The organism is Pseudomonas sp. TH32 (assembly GCF_016650855.1).
GTDB lineage: Bacteria > Pseudomonadota > Gammaproteobacteria > Pseudomonadales > Pseudomonadaceae > Aquipseudomonas.
Window position 1 is genome coordinate 4,270,029 of the sequence record NZ_JAEKFA010000002.1, and the last position, 18,358, is coordinate 4,288,386.

At 62.0% G+C, this 18,358-nt stretch carries 19 protein-coding genes; 10 read left to right on the forward strand and 9 right to left on the reverse strand.

Annotated features, from left to right (window positions below):
- The first annotated feature begins 15 nt into the window (after window positions 1-15).
- The 8 genes from JFV30_RS23225 (at window position 16) to JFV30_RS23260 (ending at window position 7,342) form a co-directional block, all read left to right on the forward strand.
- Complete coding sequence (locus JFV30_RS23225) at window positions 16-729, forward strand: ABC transporter permease (RefSeq protein ID WP_010170306.1); 714 nt, start codon at window positions 16-18, stop codon at window positions 727-729.
- Window positions 730-741: 12 nt separating this feature from the next.
- The gene (locus JFV30_RS23230) at window positions 742-1,431 is read left to right on the forward strand and encodes an ABC transporter permease (protein WP_010170308.1); all 690 of its coding nucleotides are present in this window, start codon (window positions 742-744) and stop codon (window positions 1,429-1,431) included.
- Window positions 1,432-1,458: 27 nt separating this feature from the next.
- On the forward strand, window positions 1,459-2,640 hold the full coding sequence (locus tag JFV30_RS23235; protein ID WP_010170310.1) for a pyridoxal phosphate-dependent aminotransferase: 1,182 nt from the start codon (window positions 1,459-1,461) through the stop codon (window positions 2,638-2,640).
- A gap of 162 nt (window positions 2,641-2,802) precedes the next feature.
- Complete coding sequence (locus JFV30_RS23240) at window positions 2,803-4,539, forward strand: amidohydrolase family protein (protein WP_201125291.1); 1,737 nt, start codon at window positions 2,803-2,805, stop codon at window positions 4,537-4,539.
- Entirely contained in the window at window positions 4,536-5,453 is a 918-nt protein-coding gene (locus JFV30_RS23245; protein ID WP_201125292.1) for a CobW family GTP-binding protein, read from the forward strand. The genes JFV30_RS23240 and JFV30_RS23245 overlap by 4 nt, the downstream gene beginning before the upstream one ends.
- A 58-nt stretch (window positions 5,454-5,511) precedes the next feature.
- A complete protein-coding gene (locus tag JFV30_RS23250; RefSeq protein ID WP_201125293.1) occupies window positions 5,512-5,997 on the forward strand; it encodes a GNAT family N-acetyltransferase in 486 nt (161 codons plus the stop codon).
- Window positions 5,998-6,066: 69 nt separating this feature from the next.
- The gene (locus tag JFV30_RS23255) at window positions 6,067-6,564 is read left to right on the forward strand and encodes a hypothetical protein (protein ID WP_201125294.1); all 498 of its coding nucleotides are present in this window, start codon (window positions 6,067-6,069) and stop codon (window positions 6,562-6,564) included.
- 73 nt (window positions 6,565-6,637) lie between these two features.
- Window positions 6,638-7,342, forward strand: coding sequence for a hypothetical protein (locus tag JFV30_RS23260; RefSeq protein ID WP_010170322.1), 705 nt, complete (start codon window positions 6,638-6,640; stop codon window positions 7,340-7,342).
- 121 nt (window positions 7,343-7,463) lie between these two features.
- On the opposite strand, the gene ptaA is transcribed toward JFV30_RS23260, so the two are convergent.
- The 5 genes from ptaA to JFV30_RS23285 form a co-directional block, all read right to left on the reverse strand.
- Entirely contained in the window at window positions 7,464-8,549 is a 1,086-nt protein-coding gene (gene ptaA, locus JFV30_RS23265) for a pyoverdine biosynthesis transaminase PtaA (protein WP_201125295.1), read from the reverse strand.
- Window positions 8,550-8,698: 149 nt separating this feature from the next.
- On the reverse strand, window positions 8,699-10,141 hold the full coding sequence (locus JFV30_RS23270; RefSeq protein WP_201125296.1) for a c-type cytochrome: 1,443 nt from the start codon (window positions 10,139-10,141) through the stop codon (window positions 8,699-8,701).
- Between the two features lie 3 nt (window positions 10,142-10,144).
- On the reverse strand, window positions 10,145-11,734 hold the full coding sequence (locus JFV30_RS23275; protein ID WP_169386242.1) for a GMC family oxidoreductase: 1,590 nt from the start codon (window positions 11,732-11,734) through the stop codon (window positions 10,145-10,147).
- Window positions 11,735-11,748: 14 nt separating this feature from the next.
- Complete coding sequence (locus JFV30_RS23280) at window positions 11,749-12,300, reverse strand: sugar dehydrogenase complex small subunit (protein WP_274610282.1); 552 nt, start codon at window positions 12,298-12,300, stop codon at window positions 11,749-11,751.
- Between the two features lie 241 nt (window positions 12,301-12,541).
- Window positions 12,542-13,897 (reverse strand): serine hydroxymethyltransferase, encoded by a 1,356-nt coding sequence (locus JFV30_RS23285; RefSeq protein WP_201126235.1) that lies wholly within the window; start codon window positions 13,895-13,897, stop codon window positions 12,542-12,544.
- A 276-nt stretch (window positions 13,898-14,173) separates the two neighbouring features.
- Between JFV30_RS23285 and JFV30_RS23290 the strand changes: the two genes are divergently transcribed.
- Together JFV30_RS23290 and JFV30_RS23295 are read left to right on the forward strand one after the other, a co-directional pair.
- The gene (locus JFV30_RS23290) at window positions 14,174-14,779 is read left to right on the forward strand and encodes a helix-turn-helix transcriptional regulator (protein WP_201125298.1); all 606 of its coding nucleotides are present in this window, start codon (window positions 14,174-14,176) and stop codon (window positions 14,777-14,779) included.
- Entirely contained in the window at window positions 14,766-15,662 is an 897-nt protein-coding gene (locus JFV30_RS23295) for a queuosine precursor transporter (RefSeq protein WP_169386244.1), read from the forward strand. Before JFV30_RS23290 ends, JFV30_RS23295 begins: the two co-directional genes overlap by 14 nt.
- A 40-nt stretch (window positions 15,663-15,702) precedes the next feature.
- Here JFV30_RS23295 and queC read toward each other — a convergent pair whose 3' ends face one another.
- From queC to JFV30_RS23315, 4 genes are all read right to left on the reverse strand, one after another.
- Entirely contained in the window at window positions 15,703-16,395 is a 693-nt protein-coding gene (gene queC, locus JFV30_RS23300) for a 7-cyano-7-deazaguanine synthase QueC (protein ID WP_010170336.1), read from the reverse strand.
- A gap of 102 nt (window positions 16,396-16,497) precedes the next feature.
- Window positions 16,498-17,385: a heme o synthase gene (gene cyoE / locus JFV30_RS23305; protein WP_010170337.1), complete on the reverse strand. Its 888-nt coding sequence runs from the start codon at window positions 17,383-17,385 to the stop codon at window positions 16,498-16,500.
- An 11-nt stretch (window positions 17,386-17,396) separates the two neighbouring features.
- On the reverse strand, window positions 17,397-17,732 hold the full coding sequence (cyoD, locus tag JFV30_RS23310; RefSeq protein WP_003216374.1) for a cytochrome o ubiquinol oxidase subunit IV: 336 nt from the start codon (window positions 17,730-17,732) through the stop codon (window positions 17,397-17,399).
- The gene (locus JFV30_RS23315) at window positions 17,732-18,358 is read right to left on the reverse strand and encodes a cytochrome o ubiquinol oxidase subunit III (RefSeq protein ID WP_008435616.1); all 627 of its coding nucleotides are present in this window, start codon (window positions 18,356-18,358) and stop codon (window positions 17,732-17,734) included. Before JFV30_RS23315 ends, cyoD begins: the two co-directional genes overlap by 1 nt.

Below are 18,358 nucleotides of genomic sequence, written 5' to 3' on the forward strand. Positions count from 1 at the left end.
CCGGCGGAAAAACTCATGATTTCTTTGTCCGAACTTTCCCAGCTGTTCGTCGCCGACGGCTGGCTTCACGCCCTGCTCCAGGGCGCGGTGGTGACCTTGCAGATCTCCGCCGGAGCCTTTGTGCTGGGCCTGGCCATCGGCTTGCTGGTGGCCATGATCAAACTCAAGGGCCCGCGCTGGCTGGTACGCCTGGCCAACGCCTACACCACGCTGTACCGCGCGGTGCCGGAGTTGCTGCTGATTCTGCTGCTGTACTACGCGGGCACCGACCTGCTGAACATCACCATGGCCGCCATGGGCCGCGACAGCGTCACGGTGAACGGGTTTGCCGCGGCCGTGCTGGTGCTGGGGATCGTGCAGGGAGCGTATTCGGCCGAGATTATTCGCGGCGCGATCCAGGCGATTCCGGCGGGGCAGATTGAAGCGGCACGCGCCTTCGGGATCGAACGCTGGTTGCTGCTGCGCCGGGTGCTGCTGCCGAGCATGTTGCCGTTTGCCATGGCCGGCCTGTCGAACCTGTGGCTGGTGCTGGTCAAGGACAGCGCATTGATCAGCATCGTCGGCTACAGCGAATTGCTCTCGGTGGGCAAGCAGGCGGCGGGCTCCACCAAGCATTACCTGGTGTTCTACCTGGCGGTGGCGGCGGTGTATTTCGTCATCACGCTGATTTCCAACGGCGCGTTCCGGGTGTTCGAGCGCCGGATCAACCGCTGGATGCCACAGCACTGAGGAGCACGGCGGATGGACTTTTCCTGGATCAACAGTTTTGCCGGCGAGCTGCTGCACGGCCTCGGCATCACCCTGAAGTTGCTGGTGCTGTCGGGCATCTTCGGCTTTGCACTGGCGGTGCTGGTGGCGTTGGGGCGCTTGTCGTCCAACCCGCTGATCAGCGGCCCGTTGCGCGCCTACACCGCCGTGTTTCGCGGCACGCCGCTGCTGGTGCAGATCTACATCCTGTACTACGGCGTGGGCAGTGTGTTCGCCAGCTACCCGCTGATTCGCGGCAGTTTTCTCTGGCCATACCTGCGCGAAGGCTTCTGGTACGTGGCCCTGGCGCTGATTTTGTGTGTGGGCGCCTACGTTGGCGAAGTGCTGCGCGGCGCCTTGCGGGCCGTGCCCAAGGGTGAGCTGGAAGCCGCGCGGGCCTATGGCATGAAGCGAATGATGGTGCTGCGCCGGGTCTGGTTGCCCCGTGCCCTGGAGCTGGTCAAGCCCACCCTGGTGGGCGAGACGGTGCTGCTGCTCAAGGCCACCGCGCTGGCCTCCACCGTGGCCGTCACTGACTTGCTGGGGGCCGCCAACCTGGTGCGGGCGCAGACCCTGCGCGTGTATGAGCCGCTGCTGGCGGTGGCGCTGATCTACATTGTGTTGGCGTTCGTGATCGAACACGGCTTCTCGCGCTGGGGCAAAGTCCCGCAGCGCCAGGCTTGAATCAATTTTGCTTTAAGGAGAACAAGGATGCGTTATTCCCCGTTTGTCGAACGCATTAGCGGCGAGTCCGTCAGCGCCTGGGATATTCACTACGCGGCCGTCGAGGCCCGGGGCCGTGGCGAGGACGTGATCGTGCTCAGCGTGGGCGACCCGGACTTCGCCACCGACAGCGCGATTTGCGAAGCCGCCGTCGACGCCCTGCGCGCCGGCGACACCCACTACACCCACGTACTCGGCCGCCCGGCCCTGCGCGAAGCGATCGCCATCAAGCAAAGCCGGCTGCAAGGCGTTGCAGTGCACGCCGACAATGTGGCGCTGGTGGCCGGCGCGCAGAACGGTTTGTTTGCCGCCTCGTTGTGCCTGTTCAGCCATGGCGATGAAGTGCTGGTGCCGGAGCCGATGTACCTGACCTACGAGGCCTGCATCCACGCCTCCGGGGCGCGCATCGCGACCATCGAGCAACCGGCGGCCAACGGCTTTCGCCTGACCCGCGCCGCGCTGGAAGCGGCGATCACCGACAAGACCCGGGGCATCGCCCTGGCCACGCCCTGCAACCCCACCGGCAACGTCTACAGCCGTGAAGAGCTGGAAATGGTCGCCGAAGTGGCGCGCCAATACGACCTGTGGGTGATCTCCGATGAAGTCTACGGGCAGATCACCTACGACCATGAACACCTGAGCATCGCCTCGTTGCCGGGCATGGCCGAGCGCACCGTGGTGCTCAACAGCCTGTCGAAAACCCACGCCATGACCGGCTGGCGCGTGGGCTGGGTGGTGGGGCCCAAACCCCTGATCGGGCATCTGGATAACCTGCTGCTGTGCATGCTCTACGGCCTGCCGGGGTTTATCCAGGAAGCCGCGATCAAGGCGCTGGACGTGGATGATGCGGTGGTCAGCGATGCACGGGCGGTGTATCGCCGGCGGCGTGACCTAGTGGTGCAAGGCTTGAGCGCGATCACCGACCTGGACTGCCGCGTGCCCCAGGCCGGGATGTTCATGCTGGTGGACGTGCGCCGCACCGGGCTGACCAGCATGGACTTCGCCTGGCAACTGTTCCGCGCCACCGGCGTCTCGGTGCTCGACGCCCAGGCCTTTGGCGCCAGCGCCGAGGGGTTTGTGCGGATCTCCTTCACCGTCGCCGATGACACCCTCAAGGACGCTTGCCAGCGCATTGCCGGGTTTGTTCAGGGCCTGCGGGCCAATCGCTGATCCACTGACGAAACCCAATCACTGTGGGAGCTGGCTTGCCTGCGATGCAAGCACCTCGGTTTCTCAGTAACACCGAGGTGATCCTATCGCGGGCAAGCCCGGCTCCCACACAGCCAGTTCCCACAGTTGATCGTCGCCGCTTTGAATATCGAGGTTTACCCCGTGACTGCTTCCGACCAATTCAATTCCACCCACTCCGCCGTCAGCCCTCACGCCGACCTAGTGCTGCACAACGCTCGCCTCTACACCCTCGACCCGGCCCAGCCGTGGGCCGAGGCCGTGGCGATTCGCGACGGGCGCCTGATCGCCGTGGGCACCTTCGCAGACGTGCAAAGCCTGATCGGCCCGCACACCCGCCAGCATGACCTGCAAGGCGCGTTCTGCATGCCGGGCCTGCACGACATGCACACCCACCCCGACCTGGCACTGGCCCCGCGCTACAGCGATGACCTGGACGTGGGCCTCGAAGACCCGACCCCGGAGCAACTGGCGGCGGCGATCCACGCCTACGCCGACAGCCACCCGGGCAACGGCTGGATCTACGGCCAATACTGGGTGCGCTACACCTTCCGCGAAGCGGGGCTGACGCCCGGCCGCGACTGGCTCGACAGCATCATGCCGGACCGCCCGGTGGCCCTGCTCGACCGGATGTGGGGCACCATGATGGTCAACTCCAAAGCCCTGGAACTGGCCGGCATCGACCGCCACACCGCCGACCCGCGCAACGGCTACATGGAGCGCGACGAACTCAACGGCGAGCCCACCGGCCTGCTGATCGACGGCGCCTACGCGCTGATCCACGCCGCCATGCCGCCAACCCCGGTGGACGTGCTGCGCCGCGCCTATCGCGATGGCGTGCATTTCCAAAGCTCCCGTGGGGTAACGGCGACCAAGTACGTGCACGTCTGCGAGCGGCGCCTGGACGCCCTCAAGGAACTGGACGACGCCGGCGAACTGACCCTGCGGGTGGAAGCCGCCATCAGTTGGCAGGACGATATTTTCCCGGTGCGCCGGCGCTGGGAATTGCTCGGCGGCGAGCGGCACTACTACCGCAGCGCCCGGCTGAATGCGAACGCGGTGAAGTTCCACTTCGACGGCACCGTGGAGCCAAAATCCTCGTACCTTATGACCCCGTGGGAAGCTAATTCCACCTGGCGCGGCAAGCTCAACCTGACCCCGGAACACATCACCGACATGGTGGTGGACATGGACCGTCGCGGCCTGCGGGTGATCGCCCACTGCACCGGCGACGGCGCCTCCGACGTGTTCCTGGATGCGGTGGCCGAAGCCCGGCGGGTCAATGGTGACAGCGGGATTCGTCACCAGTGTGCCCACAGCACGTTGCTGCACCCGGGCAACCTCAAGCGCTTCAAGGCCCTGAACGTGATCGCCGAATTTTCCCCGGCCGCCTGGTACCCGACACCCTTCGCCAGCGGCGCGCGCAGCGGTTATGGCCAGGAACGCCTCAAGCGCATCTACGACTTCAAAGGCGTACTGGCCGAAGGCGGCCTGGCGGTGATGGGCACCGACTGGCCGGTGGCGTCGATCGACCCGTGGCTGGCCCTGGAAACCATGGTCACCCGCCAGAACCCGTGGAACCAGGAGCCGGAATGCTTCGGTGAGCCGATCACCCTCGAACAGGCGCTGCAAGTGGCGACCCTCAACGGCGCCCACGCCATGGGCCTGGAACACGCCACCGGCAGCCTGCAAGTGGGCAAGTCGGCCGACCTGATCGTGCTCGACCGCGATCTGTTCGCCGAGCCTGCACGCAACTACATCCACCAGACCCAGGTGCAACTGACGTTTGTCGAAGGCCGCCCGGTGTACGACCGCCTCGGCACCTTTGCCGACACCTCGCTACAAGCGGTGTGGCAAGGCCTGCCGCCGGTGATCGAATGAACGCCGCGAGCATCGCGGTGACGGTGGTCGCCGGGTTCCTCGGCGCCGGCAAGACCACCCTGCTCAACCGCATGGCCCAGCAGCCGCAGTACGGGCGCATGGCGGTGATCGTGAATGATTTTGGCGAGCTGAACATCGATGCCGCGATCATCGCCGAAGTCACCGACGCGGTGGTCAGCCTGCAGAACGGCTGCATCTGCTGCACCGTGCAGGAAGACCTGCTGGCGCAGCTGGTAAGCCTGACGCAGATGCGCCCGCGCCTGGACCGGATCGTCATCGAGTGCAGCGGCGTGTCCGACCCGCAACGCATTGTACAGACCCTGGGTTATCCACAGCTCAAGGCGCAGTTGCACCTGGACACGGTGATCACCCTGGTGGACGCCAGCGGCTACCGCGCCCTGGAAGGCGAGTTCGCGCGGCTGTCCCGGGCCCAGGTGGCCTGCGCCGACCTGGTGTTGCTGAACAAGGCCGACCTGATCAGCGCCGCCGAACTGGAAACCCTGCGTGCCGAGATCGGTGGGCGGGCACGGGTGCTGAGCACGGTGCAGGCGATGGTGCCGGACGCCCTGCTGCTGGGTGAGCGCAGCGAGCGCAACGGCCTGAGCCCGGTGCTGCCGCGCCATGACCAACTGTTTGAAAGCTGGGTATGGCAGGGCAACCAGCCGCTGCCCGCCAAAGCCTTGCGCGACTGGCTGGGGCAACTGCCCAAGGACCTGTTCCGGCTCAAGGGCCTGGTGCATTTGCAAGGCAACGACCAACCGTTCTGGCTGCAACACGTGGGCAGTCGCAGCCAGTTCACCCTGGCCAACGGGCAAACGCCGGAGCTGGCGGTGCAACTGGTGTTTATCGCCCGGCGCGGCAGTGGCTTGCGTGAAGGGCTGGAAGCTCAGCTGAGTGCCCTGCAAGGCTTGTGATGCCTGTGGACAACAGGCATAAAGACGCTCCCTTCCCGGTTCGTTTCAAAGGAGCAGCATGTCCCAAGGATTGACCTATCGCCAGGCGCACCTGGATGACCTGCACACCCTGTGCGTGCTCGGCCAGCCGTTGAACCGCCTGCACCACCAGGAACGGCCCGATATCTACCGTGACGCCACCGAGCAGGTGGAGCGCGACCAGTCCCATTGGCGGCCCTGCCTCACCAGCCGGGTCCAGGCGGTGTTTCTGGCGGAGTTGCAGGGTGCGAGCGTCGGGTTTATCACCGTGCAAATCATCGAGACGGCCAGCCCGTTGCTGCAGCCGCTGCGCGTCGCCCGGATCGGCTCGGTCTGCGTGCTGGAGGCCCAGCGCGGCCAGGGCATTGGCCGTGAGCTGATGGCACTGGCCGAGCGCTGGGCGGTCCGCCAGGGCGCCGGGGATTTGCGCCTGACCGTCTGGGCCTTCAACGAACCGGCCCAGCGGCTGTACGAAGAGTTGGGCTATGAAAAGCGCGCCTTCGAAATGGGCAAACGCCTCGGTTAAATCGATGGACAAGCCCCTCGTGGCCCGGCGACTATCAACGCCCTCCTTCATCAGGCACGGACGCTGACTATGCTCGATATTCTCCAGGGCACGCCCCTTTGGGTGTACGCCGTTTATCTGTGGATCTGCTGGTACGGGATCAAGGCCACCCGCGGCAGCCGCGAAACCCGCCGGTCGCTGGTTATCCTGCCGGTGGTGCTGGTGATCTGGTCGCTGATGTCCATTGAACACTCGGCACTCTCGATCGCCTGCTGGCTGGGCGGTGCGGCCGTCGGCAGTCTGTTGGCAATGGCGCTGTTCACCGCCCGGGGTGCAAGCCTCGATGGCAGCACGCTGGTGCTGCCCGGCACCTGGAAAATCCTGCTGATCTCCCAATTGTTCTTCGGCGTGAAGTATTACCTCGGCTATCAACAGGCCGTGCATCCGTTGCTGTCGAGCACCGCGCCGATGCTGGCCCTGGCGGGCGGGGCTGCGGGGTTCACGGTGGGGCTGTTTTGCGGGCGGGCGATCAAGCTGCGGCGGGCGTTGGCGTCATTCAGCCGCGATGAGGGCATTGTGCTGCCTTGACCTGATCCCCCTCCCCGCTGAAAATGCGCGACGCTTTTCCCGTCTCCCCGTTTACTGAAGTAGTGAAATTTCAATGTCTGATTCCCGTACCGAAGAATCCGTAGTCGCCTTGCAGTCCAAAGCTGAATACGAAAACGCCATCAATCTTTCACAGCACGTGCCGGCGGCCAAGACCATCAGCGAGATGGTGCTGGACGCGTTCCACACCTCCAAGGAAAGCGACCAGATCCGCGAACTGCGCGTGGCCATCCGCCAGGCGCACGATGCTTTCGACGACGACAAGGCCTACGACCTGATGGGCGAGCTCAAGCAGCTCAAGGACGCCGAAGCCGCTGACAACGCCGCCCTCGAAGACCTGAACAGCAAATTCTCCATCAGCCGCATCCTGTCCAGCTTCAAGGACGACCCGGAGTTTCAGGAGCTGGTCTACGGCCTGGCCCTCAAGGTGCTGAACCAGACCCACCAGGCCATCAGCAACCCGAGCGCCGGCAAAGGCAAGGCTTCCCGCCCGAAGAAGGAAGCGGAAGTGTTCGCCATCAGCAAGGACGGCATCAGCGTCACCCTGCCGATGCGTTCGCCGCGCTCCAAGCCGAACGTGGACCGTGAAGCGTTTGAGTTCCTCGGTTTCAGCTTTGTCGGTGAAGGTGACGAGGCGGAACTGGAAGTTGAAACCTTTGTGGATAACTCGGGCGCCGAGCAGCCATTGACACGTAAAAGCATCATCACGGCGCTGCAGCAGCAGACCGCGTTTGAGGGCTACAGCATCGCCCAGCAGTAACCCGATCTCTCTGGGGGAGCTGGCTTGCCTGCGATAGCATCACCTCGTTGCAGCTGACACACCGAGGTGCCTGCATCGCGGGCAAGCCCAGCTCCCACATTGGGTCTGCGTCGCAGCACATTCAGCCTACGATCTGAGCCGCAAACACCTCGCGAAACCGCCGCATCTCCTCAGCATTGCCCACCGTGACCCGCACCCACTGCGGCCAGTTTTTCCACACGCGCCCAATCTTCACGCCCTGTTCGCCCAACTGCTCGATGACCTGTTCGGCCGGACGGCGCACGTCAATCATGAAGCAGTTGCTGTGAGACGCCGTGCAGGTGAATCCCCGGCTTTTTAGCCACGCCACCGTTTCATCCCGCAACCGTGTATTCAGCGCCTTGCGCGCGGGCACCAGTTGCGTATCCGCGAGGCTGGCGCGGCCGGCGAGCAAGCTGGCGGCAGCTGGCACGTTATCCCCGCCATACACCGCCAACTGTTCCAGCAACGCCGGATGACCGATGGCCAGCCCCAGGCGCGCGCCAGCCAGGCCGTAGATTTTCGAGAACGTACGCAGCACCAGCAAGTCGTCATGGTCCCTGACCCACGCCACGCAACTGGGCGCATCGCTGAAGTCGATATAGGCCTCGTCCACCAGCAAAATGCTGCCTTTGGGCTTGTTCGCCAGGGCCTGTTCGATGGCCTTGGCGGGTGTGAGGGTGCCGGTGGGGTTGTTCGGGTTGCAGAGGTAGATCAGGCCGGGCTGCCGGTCAATGGCGAGCATGGCGGGAAGGTCATGGGCGTGATCGGCGGTGAGGTCTACTTCGTGCACCTTGGCCTTGCGCGATTCGGCAGCCTCGCGCGGTACTTCGTAGGAAGGCGTGGCCATCACCAGGCTGCGGGTTTCGCTGGTAAACGCCAGCACCGCGTAACGCAACGCGGCCATGGAGCCGGCGAACACCGCCACCTGCTCCTCCAGAATGCCCTGCTGTTTGGCAAACTCTTCGACCAGCGCGTACATGTCCGGGTAAGGATAGCGCCCCGAGGCGGCGATGCCGCGCTGCATCGCCTGCCGCGCAGCCGGCGAGGGGCCGTAGGGGCTTTCGTTATAGTTGAGCAGCGCCTCGGGCGCCGCCACAGCCGGACTTGCTTCAGCCCACTCCAGGCGCCCCAGCAAGGGCAAGGCCGCGCCCAGTGCGATCAGGGAACGACGACTCACGTTGACCATGAAGACCTCTCCTTGTCGGCTCGCAGCGTCAGGTGCGGGATTCGCCCCCGTTCCTGCCATTGGGTATGACGAGGAAAACACCCGGTGATTTACCCGGCCAACAAAAAGCCCCGCGCTTCAGACCGAAGGCGGGGCTTTTGCGTTTCTACCTACTTGGAATGAAAACGCCGGTTCAATGCGATCCGCTTGGCCTCCACTTCCCGCAGGTGTTTGCGGTGACGGCGCCACAGCACCAGCACGATAATCAGCACCAACACCACAAAACCACCGCCCCACAACAGATACGGCATGGCAGTGATCAACAACGGCACATCCCCGCCGCGACGCAGGCTGGTGACTTCTTCGGAACTGACGCTCAGCGCCGGGTTGCCGAAGGTGTGCAGGCTGTAGTTGGCAATGGCGGCGATTTGCGCGTCGTTCAGGTCGCCGCCCAGGGCCGGCATGCTCACGGCACCATCGGCCCCTTTACGGTCGATGCCCGCGATGATCGCCATCACCAGGTTGTTGGCCTGGTTGCCGTTGAGCGCGGTGTTGAGGCTCAGGGACGGGTAGAACTTGTCGGCACTGCCCTGGCCATCGCGGCCATGGCAACTGGAACAGGCCGAGTTGTAGAGGCGTGCGCCATTCAGGCCGGTGGCGTCGGCCAGTGAGGCCTGGTCGCCCTGGCCGGTTTCCAGGGTGCTCATGTCCACGGGTGTGACCTTGCGCACTACGCGCTCGGTCTGCCCGGGGTCGCGGACCGGCGGCACGCTGTGCAGGTAGGCGGCCATGGCGTGCAGGTCGCTGTCGCTGAGGTAGCGGAAGCTGTTTTCCACGGCTTCGGCCATGCCGCCTGCCGCCTGGGCCTTGTCGGCGAGGTGACCGTTTTTCAGGAAGTTGACCAGGTCGTCGTCGCTCCAGTCCCCCAGGCCACTGACCTTGTCGGAGGTGATGTTGGGCGCGACCCAGCCACCCAGTTTCGCACCGGCCAGGTACTGGCTGTTGTCCTCGGCCATCAAGGCATTACGCGGGGTGTGGCAGGCGCCGCAGTGGGCCAGGTTGTCCACCAGGTACTGGCCACGGCTGACCTGTTCGGTGGCGCCGGGCTTGGGCACAAAGCCCTGGCTGTCGAGGAACACCAGGTTCCAGCCGAACATCAGTTGGCGGATGTTGAACGGGAACGCCAGGTGGGTTTCCGGCACCGGCTGGTCTACGGCTTTGACGCCCTGTTGCAGGTACACGTACAAGGCGTGGATGTCGTCATCGCTCATGCCCTGGTACGAGGTGTAAGGCATCGCCGGGTACAGGTGCTGGCCCTTGGCGTTGATGCCTTTGCGCAAGGCGTCTGCCAGTTGCTGCTCGGTGTAGTCGCCAATGCCGTAGGCCTTGGACGGGGTGATGTTGCTGGAGATGATCTTGCCCATGGGCGAGTCGATCACATACCCACCGGCCAGCGGCGCGCCGCCGTTTTCAGCCGTGCGGTGACAGGCTTCGCAGTCACCGGCACGGGCCACATAGGCGCCTTTCTGGATCAGCGCGGCGGTGTCTTCAGCGGCAAACGCCGGCAACGCGGTGAGCAGCAAGGCCAGCAACGGAAATTTAAGCAATCCCATGACCTAGACCTCCCGCGCAATGATGTCGGCCATACGGATACTCAGCGCCACGCCCGCCAGGGTCGGGTTGATGGTGCCGGACGCCGGGATCACCCCGGTGGTGGCGAGGAACAGGTTGGCGTGGTCGTGGGTGCGACACTCGTGGTTGACCACCGAGTCCTTGGGGTTGGCGCCCATGATCACGGTGCCCATCAGGTGGTCGCGGTTCTGGTAGCCGGTGTTGTCTTCCACCACCGTGCCGCCCATCAGTTGCACGAAGTGCGCATAGTCTTCGGTGACGCCGGCCTTGGCCGCCTTCACGTAATCGCCCACCTCGTAGTTGACCACCAGCATCGGGATGCCCAGGGCGTCCTTGCGGGTGCGGCTTGGGCGCACGGTGTTGGTCTGCAACGGCAGGGTTTCATACACGGTGGACACGTCGACCCAACGCGCCGCGTCGTGGCGGATGCGCTCGTCCAGCTCCTTGCCGTACACGCCCTGGGCGATCAGCCGTTTGGCCACGGCAATGTTCGGCACGTTGTTGGAGATCGAGTGTTTGACCGAAGCACGCTCCTTGCGGAACTCACCGTCGCGGCGATTGAAAATCCCGCCCTGTTGCACCGCTCCGCGCCCCGGCCACAACGGCTCGTCGGCGATAAATTGCAGGCCCTGGCCGGTGTGGTCCATCAGGTTGCGACCGACCTGGTCGGAGGAGTTGGCGACCTCGGAAATCAGCAACAGCTTGGGGGTTTCCAGGCCATGGGCGGCGACGATGAAGTACTTGGCCGTGAGCCGCACATCGGCGCCGGTGGAGCTGCGGTAATGGATCGCGACGATCTTGTCATCAGCGCCTTTTTCCAGCTTGTAAGCGGTGGCGTCGGTGATCAGCTTGGCGCCGGCCTGTTCGGCGTGGCGGGCATGCACGTCGCCGCTGTACATCGCCCCGATGGGGCAGACCGGCATGCAGTTGTTGTTGCCGCTGCACGCCGGGCGCCCGTCGTAGGGTTCGGTGGCGCGGCCGTTGGGCTCATGGATAAAGTGATACCCCGCCGGGGCCATGCGTTCACGCAGGCGCTGGAACAGGTAGGTATCGCCTTCCGGCGCCATCGGATAGGGGCTTGAGCGCGGCGGAAACGCGCCGCCGCCCTGCCCGCTCTGGTCCTGCGTGTCGCTGCCGCACACACCCAGGGCAATTTCTGCGCGCACGTAATAGGGTTCCAGCTCGCTGTATTCCAGCGGCCAGTCGCGACCTACGCCGTACAGGGTCTTTAGCTTCATATCGTTGGGCAAGTAACGCCAGCACGCCGCCGCCCAGTGCCAGGTGGTGCCGCCCACCAGTTTCAACATGCCGGGGCGAAACTCGAAAGAACCGGTGTTCTCGATGTATTGCTCATCATAAGAATGATGGGCCCACGGCTCATTCGGATACGGCGAGTTGTAATTGCCTTTATTCGACGAATTACGGAAGTTCTCGACTATCTTCCAGCGGGGAATATGTTCACCCGCTTCCAGAATAATCACCGACTTGCCGTGTTTGGCCAATTCAAATGCTGCGTTACTGCCTAATGCGCCGGAGCCAACCACAATGACATCGGCGTCAAAATCCTGATTCATAAAAGTGCCTTGTCTTAGTCGTTGGCCAGCGTGGCCGGAGGATTAACCCAGTAATTGGTTTTTCCCCGGGAGTACGTCGGGATCACCGTGGCGTCTGCGGTCGGCGCATAGGCCAGGGCGCCGGTGAAGGTCACCAGCCGCGTGCCGTCGGTGGCGCGCAGGGACACCGGGGTGCCGGTGTAGCCCAGGTACCAGGCCGAGACGATTTTCTGCGTCGTGTCCTTGACCACCGGGTCGGCGTAGAACGGGCTGCCGGACAACTGGCTGACGCTGCGCAGGTGATGCTGGCCAACCTTGCTCCACAAGGCTTTGATCTTCTCGGGGAATGCAGGGTCGTTCTGGGTGCACTGGGCCAGGATGCGCAAGGACAAGGCGGCATCCAGGCTCGGGCGTTCGAGGAGGAACATCGACAATTGGCGGAAGGATTCAATGTCATCGCTGGCGGCGCTGCTGACGTCCTGCGCCAGCGCGGCACCGGCCCACAGCGGGGCAAACAGGCCGGCGCCGGTCAAGGCTGCGCCTGAATAAAGAAGTTTTCTTCGGGTTATCACGGGGTATCTCCTCATGAGTCGAACAACGATCGGCGCAGAGGCCAAGTTCGACTTCACTGCAAAAGGCTGAGTACTTCGTTCACGGAGGTTGAACGGACTTTAAGAGCCCTTTTTATAACTGCCAGGAGAACGTCAAGCTGTCGTGCAGCTTGTTAATTATGGATATAAGCAATAGCGCGACCGTCTATAACAGCCGCTTAAACACCGTACAGCAATTTATCCCGCAATAACATGAAACATCCCCCGGGGTAATGACTCAGTCAGGCAAGTAATCCGCGAGCGGGTACTTCGCACACAAGGTTCGGGCCTGTAAACGCAGGGATTCCTGCGCGACGGGATCGAGGGTGTATTTGTGCTCGTTGAGGGGCGTGACGGCGTCGAGTACCCGGCAAACCAGCTCGACCACCTGACGGCATCCGTGGGTGTCCATGTGGCGCTGTGCCAGGGAGCCGCTACCGATACACAACCCGTTGGCGACAAATGACGGTCGCGTCTCACCCGGGGCGCGATGTTTGTCCACGATGATGCCGCATTGCTCCAGCGCCGCCTGGGCGACAGAGCCGGTGATGCCGCCACGCAGGCGGATCAGGATCGAGTGGTTCTCACTGCGCCCGCCCACCACCTCGTAGTCACAGGCCTGAAACGCACTGGCCAGTTCATCGGCGGTGGTGCGAATCCGCGCCATCCAGGCGTCGAATTCCGCCGACATGGCGTAGCCGAACGCCGCCGCTTTCGCCGCGATCATGTTGAAGGCCGGCGCGCCCTGCATCCGCGGGAACACGGCCTGGTCGAGAAGACGACTGAAGGTGGTCTTGAGGCCGGGCACCTTGGTTTCCGCGTCGCGCCCGGCAAGGATCAGGCCGCCGCGCGGGCCGCCCAGTTGCCGGTGGGTGCACAGCGTGGTGACGTGGGCCGCGTCGACCGGGCTCGGATGGCGCCCGGTGGCGACCAGGCCGGCGATGGTCGAGATATCCGCCAGCAGGATCGACCCGGCTTCGTCGGCAATCGCGCGGAACCGTTCAAAATCGATGAGGTGCGAATAGGCCGTCGCACCGCAGATGATCACGCGCGGGCGATGGGCCAGCGCCTGTGTGCGCACCTGTTCGTAGTCGATAACGCCCTTGGAGGTGGTGCCGTATCTGAGCGCCTTGTAGTACGCGCCGGTGAACGCCACCGGGCTGCCATGGCTCAGGTGCCCGCCATGATCGGTGGCCATGCCGAGCACCGTGTCGCCGGGCTCCAGCAAGGCCGCCAGCACCTGGTAATTGGCCGTCGATGCGGAGTGAGGTTGCACGCCGGCGTATTGCGCGCCGAACAGCTCACGCGCCCGGCGGACCGCCAGGGCTTCGACCCGGTCGGCATTCTCGCAGCCGGCGTGATGACGCCAGCCAAGGGCACCCTCGGCGGTCACGTTGACCAGCACGGAGGCGGACGCCGCCAGGATGTGCGGCTTCACGGCGCAGGACGAAGCGGCCAGTGACAGGGTTTGGTGCTGGCGCGTGACTTCCGCATCCAGCAGCCCCGCCAGCTCTGCGTCTTCTGCCCGAAGATCCGTCCGCCCTCGTTGCAACAGGCTGGCGTGGTGGGTAAGTGGTTGCGTGTTGACTGTCATAGTCATGTGTTCCTTCCCTGAAAATCCCGAGCACCTTTCCGTTGGGCGCAGGGCAATTAAGCAGAAAAATGAACATTTTCCAAATTAAATGATTCTTTTTGCCGGGGTACGGGGGACAAGGCGCGGTTTTCCCTGGCTGGATGCTGGCCAATCGCCAAAAAACTGATCACGGTCTTTATTCTTGTAGCGGGCGCATGCAACACTTCGCGCCGCGGCGAAGCCCGCAACCCGGCCAGAATGGACGCTCGGTGTAAAACATAAGGAAGTGGTGGGCATTTGATTCACAGAAAAGAACGCACCGAGTATTTGAAGAGCAATATCAAATACCTGATTAAAAGCCGCGGAGAGACGCAACTGTCGTTGTGCAACGCGGCCGGCCTGACCAGAACCACGATCTACAACATTCTGGAAGGCAAGGTCGTCAACGTACAGCAGTCCACCGTCCGCAAGATCTCGGATTTCTTTGGCGTCTCCTACGAAGAAATCGAGACCCTCGACTTTGAAGAAAAAGAAATCATCGACAGCAGTATTTCCCCCCAGGGAAATATGAACCCGGCTGCCGTGCCGATCATCAAGCAAAGCCTGGTCATGGCGAGCATGGACAAGCGCATTGGTGAACTCGCCACGCTGTACCCGCTGACCTACTACTTCGGCACCTCCTACAACTTGATCGCTGTTCTGCTGGAACATGAAATTGCCGGCGTCAACGAGCCGGGGGATTTGTTGATCGTGCAAAAGGGCTCGTCGAGCGACGATAAGGAAAAGTTGGTGTACGACTGCGTCAGCAAAACACTATTCATCACGGATGAAGCGTGTGTGAGCTCGGATCGTATCTGTGTGGTGGGAGATATCATCGAGGAGCGCTTCAATGACCACGTATGAACACGACGTCGAGAACAGCAAATACAAGTTGCTGGGGTTCGAGAATGACAAGAGCCTGGCAGTGATCATGGTGATCGCCACGGGCAAGGTCATTCGAGTAAAGCTGAGCGAAGTGCTGAACAGCGAAATCATGGACAATTTAAATAAAATGGAAGTCAAGAACATGTACAAGAAGTTCTATTCCCAGGGCGGGGCGCTCACCGCGTACGAGCTCAATGACCGCAATGAGAACTCATGGATGATCTATATCATCCTGAACCTGCTGCTCTTTACGTTCTATATCTTTACCAGCATCGCCGCGACCAAACCGATTTACCTGGAGTCGCTGGGCATTATCGTCACACCCGGCACGTTTCTGTACCCGCTGACATTCCTGATCGTGGACTTGCTCAACGAGCAGTTCGGCCTCCGACTGGCGCGAAGGGCCATCCTGTTTGCGTTTGCCAGCAACGCGATGATCATCATCCTGCTCTACGGCTCGACCTTCCTCCCCGGCTTGCCCGGCTGGAAGCTCGACGGGCCTTACAACGACGTGATCATCCAGGTGTCGTCGGTGTTGATCGCCTCTTCGGTTTCGTTCCTGGTGTCGGAGAACATAAACTCGTACCTGCTGTGCAAGATCAAAGAGCTGACCAACTCCAGGTATTTATTCCTGCGAATTTTCCTGAGTACGTTTTTCGCGGTGATTATCGACAGCTTCCTGTTCTGCTTCATCGCGTTCTACGGCGCGATGCAGACCAGCGACATCCTGAACATGATCTACGTGCAGATCGCGATCAAAGTCTGCTTTGCCTTCTTCAACATCCTGCCGGCCTATGGCGCCCGCTCGTTGTTCAAGCGCTACATCACCGGCGATAACCAGGCTGCGCAGCAAGCCAACTGATCGGTGAACGTTCCCGTGCTCAGCACGGGAATGCTCGGCATCAAGCCAGTTTGCTTTTCAGGCTCTGCAGGACGGCTGCCTTGTTTTCCAGGTAGTCGTTCAGGCCACGTGCGCGAAGGTTGCACGCATCGCAGTTGCCACACCCCGTACCGATGATGCCGTTGTAGCAGGTCAGGGTCTGGTTGCGGATCAGGTCCAGCTGGTGGTGATAGTCCGCCAGGGCCCAGGTCTCGGCCTTGTTCAGCCACATCAGCGGCGTTTCCAGGCGCACGTCGTACTCCATGCCCAGTTGCAGCGCTTTATTCAGCGCCTTGACGAACTCGTCCCGGCAATCCGGGTAACCCGAGAAGTCGGTTTCACACACGCCCGTGATCACGGTTTCTGCCTTGACCTGATAGGCGTAAATCGCCGCCAGGGTCAAAAACAGAATGTTCCGGCCCGGCACGAAGGTGCTTGGCAAGCTCTCGCCCGAGCTGTTCACCGTGGGCACCGGAATGTTGTCGCGGGTCAGGCTGCTGATGGCCAGCTCGTTCAGCAGGGACACGTCCATCACCTTGTGAACGGTGGCGCCCAGTTGCTTGGCGAGTTTCTGCGCGACTTCGATTTCTGCCACATGCCGCTGGCCATAGTCGAAGGTAATGCAGTGCACCTCGTCATACAGCGGCAGTGCCTGGATCAGGCAGGTCGTCGAGTCCTGCCCACCACTGAATACGATAACGGCTTTTTTACTCATCACGCTGCTTCCTGCATTTGTAAGATTTGGCATAGTTTAAAGGCCCCTCAATAAAAAACCCCGCGCTTCTTTCGAAGGCGGGGTTTTTTACTGTTTGATCACTCAGTGGGCGTACGTCAGCAGCAACTCTTTCGGCACCTGGAAATCCAGGGACATCATCACGCTCAAGGCGGTGATGGTGAAGATCGAGAAGACGAACAGCTTGCGTGCCCAGACGGTGTCATCCACCGCCTTGTAGCCCGTCCAGGCCATGTACAACCAGTACATGCCCATGGCGGCGGCAACGGCGAGGTAGCTCATGCCGGCGTAGCCACTGAAGGTCAACATCAAGGTCGCCACGAGGAAGGCCAGGATGTAGAGCAGGATGTGTTTCTTGGCGACCCGGATGCCACGCTTGACCGGCAGGACCGGAATCGAAGCAGCCAGGTAGTCGTTGAAGCGGAAGATCGCAATGGCATAAGAGTGCGGCATCTGCCACAGGCTGAACATCACCAGTAGCACCAGCGCGGCCATGTCGAAGCTATTGGTCACAGCCACATAACCAATCACCGGCGGCATCGCCCCCGACAGACTGCCCACCAGCGTGCCGTGAACCGACTTGCGCTTGAGGTACAGGCTGTAGAAGCCGACGTAGATGACAAAACCGATCACGGCAAACAGCGCCGCCAGCGGGTTGGCCACCTTGTACAACAACACCACGCCTGCGATACCCAAAACGGTCGCGAAGATCAGTGCCAGCTTCAGGGAGATAAGGCCCTGCACCAGCACACGATTCTTGGTGCGCTCCATCTTGATGTCGATATCGCGGTCGATGCAGTTGTTGAATACACAACCGGAAGCTACCACCAGGGACGTGCCGATCATCGCAGCCAGGAATATGGCCAGATCGACATGCCCCTTGGAGGCCAGGAAGAAACCGCCTGCCACAGAAAGCACGTTACCGAAAATGATCCCCGGTTTGGTGATTTGGATAAAGTGCTTAAGCGACATCGGGTCTTACCTCACTTCGCCATCATGAACGTATGGATGCTGAACATGATCCATACCGACAGGCCAACCAGCAGGAGGATCACCAAGCCTGCGAACACGAACGCAATCACGTTATCGCGTTGAGCCTTCGAGCGGTCCAGGTGCAGGAAGTACACCAGGTGAACCAGCACCTGAATCACCGCGAACGCCAGGACGATCATCAAGGTGATCGACTTCGGCAAGGTTGGGTACATCACCAGGCCGAACGGGATCAGCGTCAGGATGACCGACAGGATGAAGCCGATGGCGTACGACTTGACGCTGCCGTGGCTGTCATCGTGGCTGTCATGGGAATGTGCATTAGCCATTACAGAGTCCCCATCAGGTAGACAACGGTGAAGACGCAGATCCAGACCACGTCCAGGAAGTGCCAGAACAGGCTCAGGCAGCTCAGGCGAGTCTTGTTGGTGTTGGTCAGGCCATGTTTGTTGACCTGATACATCATGGTCGCCATCCAGATCAGACCGGCAGTCACGTGCAGACCGTGGGTGCCTACCAGCGTGAAGAACGCCGACAGGAAGCCGCTACGGTGCGGGCCGTAACCTTCGGAGATCAGCAGGTGGAACTCGTTGACCTCCATGCCGATGAAGCCCAGGCCGAACAGGAAGGTCAGTGCCAACCAGCTCAGGACGCCTTTCTTGCTGCCCTTGTAGAAGGCCAGCATGGCGAAGCCGTAGGTGATCGAACTGAACAACAGCAAGGCGGTTTCGCCGAGCACGTAAGGCAGTTCGAAGATGTCGTGGCCCGACGGGCCACCCGCTACGTTGTTTACCAGTACCGCGTACACCGCGAAGATCGACGCAAACAAGATGCAGTCGGTCATCAGGTAGAGCCAGAAACCGAAGACGGTCATTGGCCCCGAGTCGTGGTGATGGTCATCGTGCCCATGGTCATCGACATGGGCGTGTCCAGCATTGGTCACTAAGTTCGACAT

Bases quoted from the DNA above. Each gene is read 5' to 3' on its own strand.
- JFV30_RS23295 (WP_169386244.1), top strand. From the start codon at position 14,766: ATGACCACGTATGAACACGACGTCGAGAACAGCAAATACAAGTTGCTG.
- JFV30_RS23260 (WP_010170322.1), top strand. From the start codon at position 6,638: ATGTCTGATTCCCGTACCGAAGAATCCGTAGTCGCCTTGCAGTCCAAA.
- cyoD (WP_003216374.1), bottom strand. From the start codon at position 17,732: ATGGCTAATGCACATTCCCATGACAGCCACGATGACAGCCACGGCAGC.
- JFV30_RS23235 (WP_010170310.1), top strand. From the start codon at position 1,459: ATGCGTTATTCCCCGTTTGTCGAACGCATTAGCGGCGAGTCCGTCAGC.
- JFV30_RS23250 (WP_201125293.1), top strand. From the start codon at position 5,512: ATGTCCCAAGGATTGACCTATCGCCAGGCGCACCTGGATGACCTGCAC.
- JFV30_RS23230 (WP_010170308.1), top strand. From the start codon at position 742: ATGGACTTTTCCTGGATCAACAGTTTTGCCGGCGAGCTGCTGCACGGC.
- JFV30_RS23245 (WP_201125292.1), top strand. From the start codon at position 4,536: ATGAACGCCGCGAGCATCGCGGTGACGGTGGTCGCCGGGTTCCTCGGC.
- JFV30_RS23275 (WP_169386242.1), bottom strand. From the start codon at position 11,734: ATGAATCAGGATTTTGACGCCGATGTCATTGTGGTTGGCTCCGGCGCA.
- JFV30_RS23255 (WP_201125294.1), top strand. From the start codon at position 6,067: ATGCTCGATATTCTCCAGGGCACGCCCCTTTGGGTGTACGCCGTTTAT.
- cyoE (WP_010170337.1), bottom strand. From the start codon at position 17,385: ATGTCGCTTAAGCACTTTATCCAAATCACCAAACCGGGGATCATTTTC.
- JFV30_RS23285 (WP_201126235.1), bottom strand. From the start codon at position 13,897: ATGACAGTCAACACGCAACCACTTACCCACCACGCCAGCCTGTTGCAA.
- JFV30_RS23225 (WP_010170306.1), top strand. From the start codon at position 16: ATGATTTCTTTGTCCGAACTTTCCCAGCTGTTCGTCGCCGACGGCTGG.
- JFV30_RS23280 (WP_274610282.1), bottom strand. From the start codon at position 12,300: ATGAGGAGATACCCCGTGATAACCCGAAGAAAACTTCTTTATTCAGGC.
- queC (WP_010170336.1), bottom strand. From the start codon at position 16,395: ATGAGTAAAAAAGCCGTTATCGTATTCAGTGGTGGGCAGGACTCGACG.
- ptaA (WP_201125295.1), bottom strand. From the start codon at position 8,549: ATGGTCAACGTGAGTCGTCGTTCCCTGATCGCACTGGGCGCGGCCTTG.
- JFV30_RS23315 (WP_008435616.1), bottom strand. From the start codon at position 18,358: ATGTCGAACTTAGTGACCAATGCTGGACACGCCCATGTCGATGACCAT.
- JFV30_RS23270 (WP_201125296.1), bottom strand. From the start codon at position 10,141: ATGGGATTGCTTAAATTTCCGTTGCTGGCCTTGCTGCTCACCGCGTTG.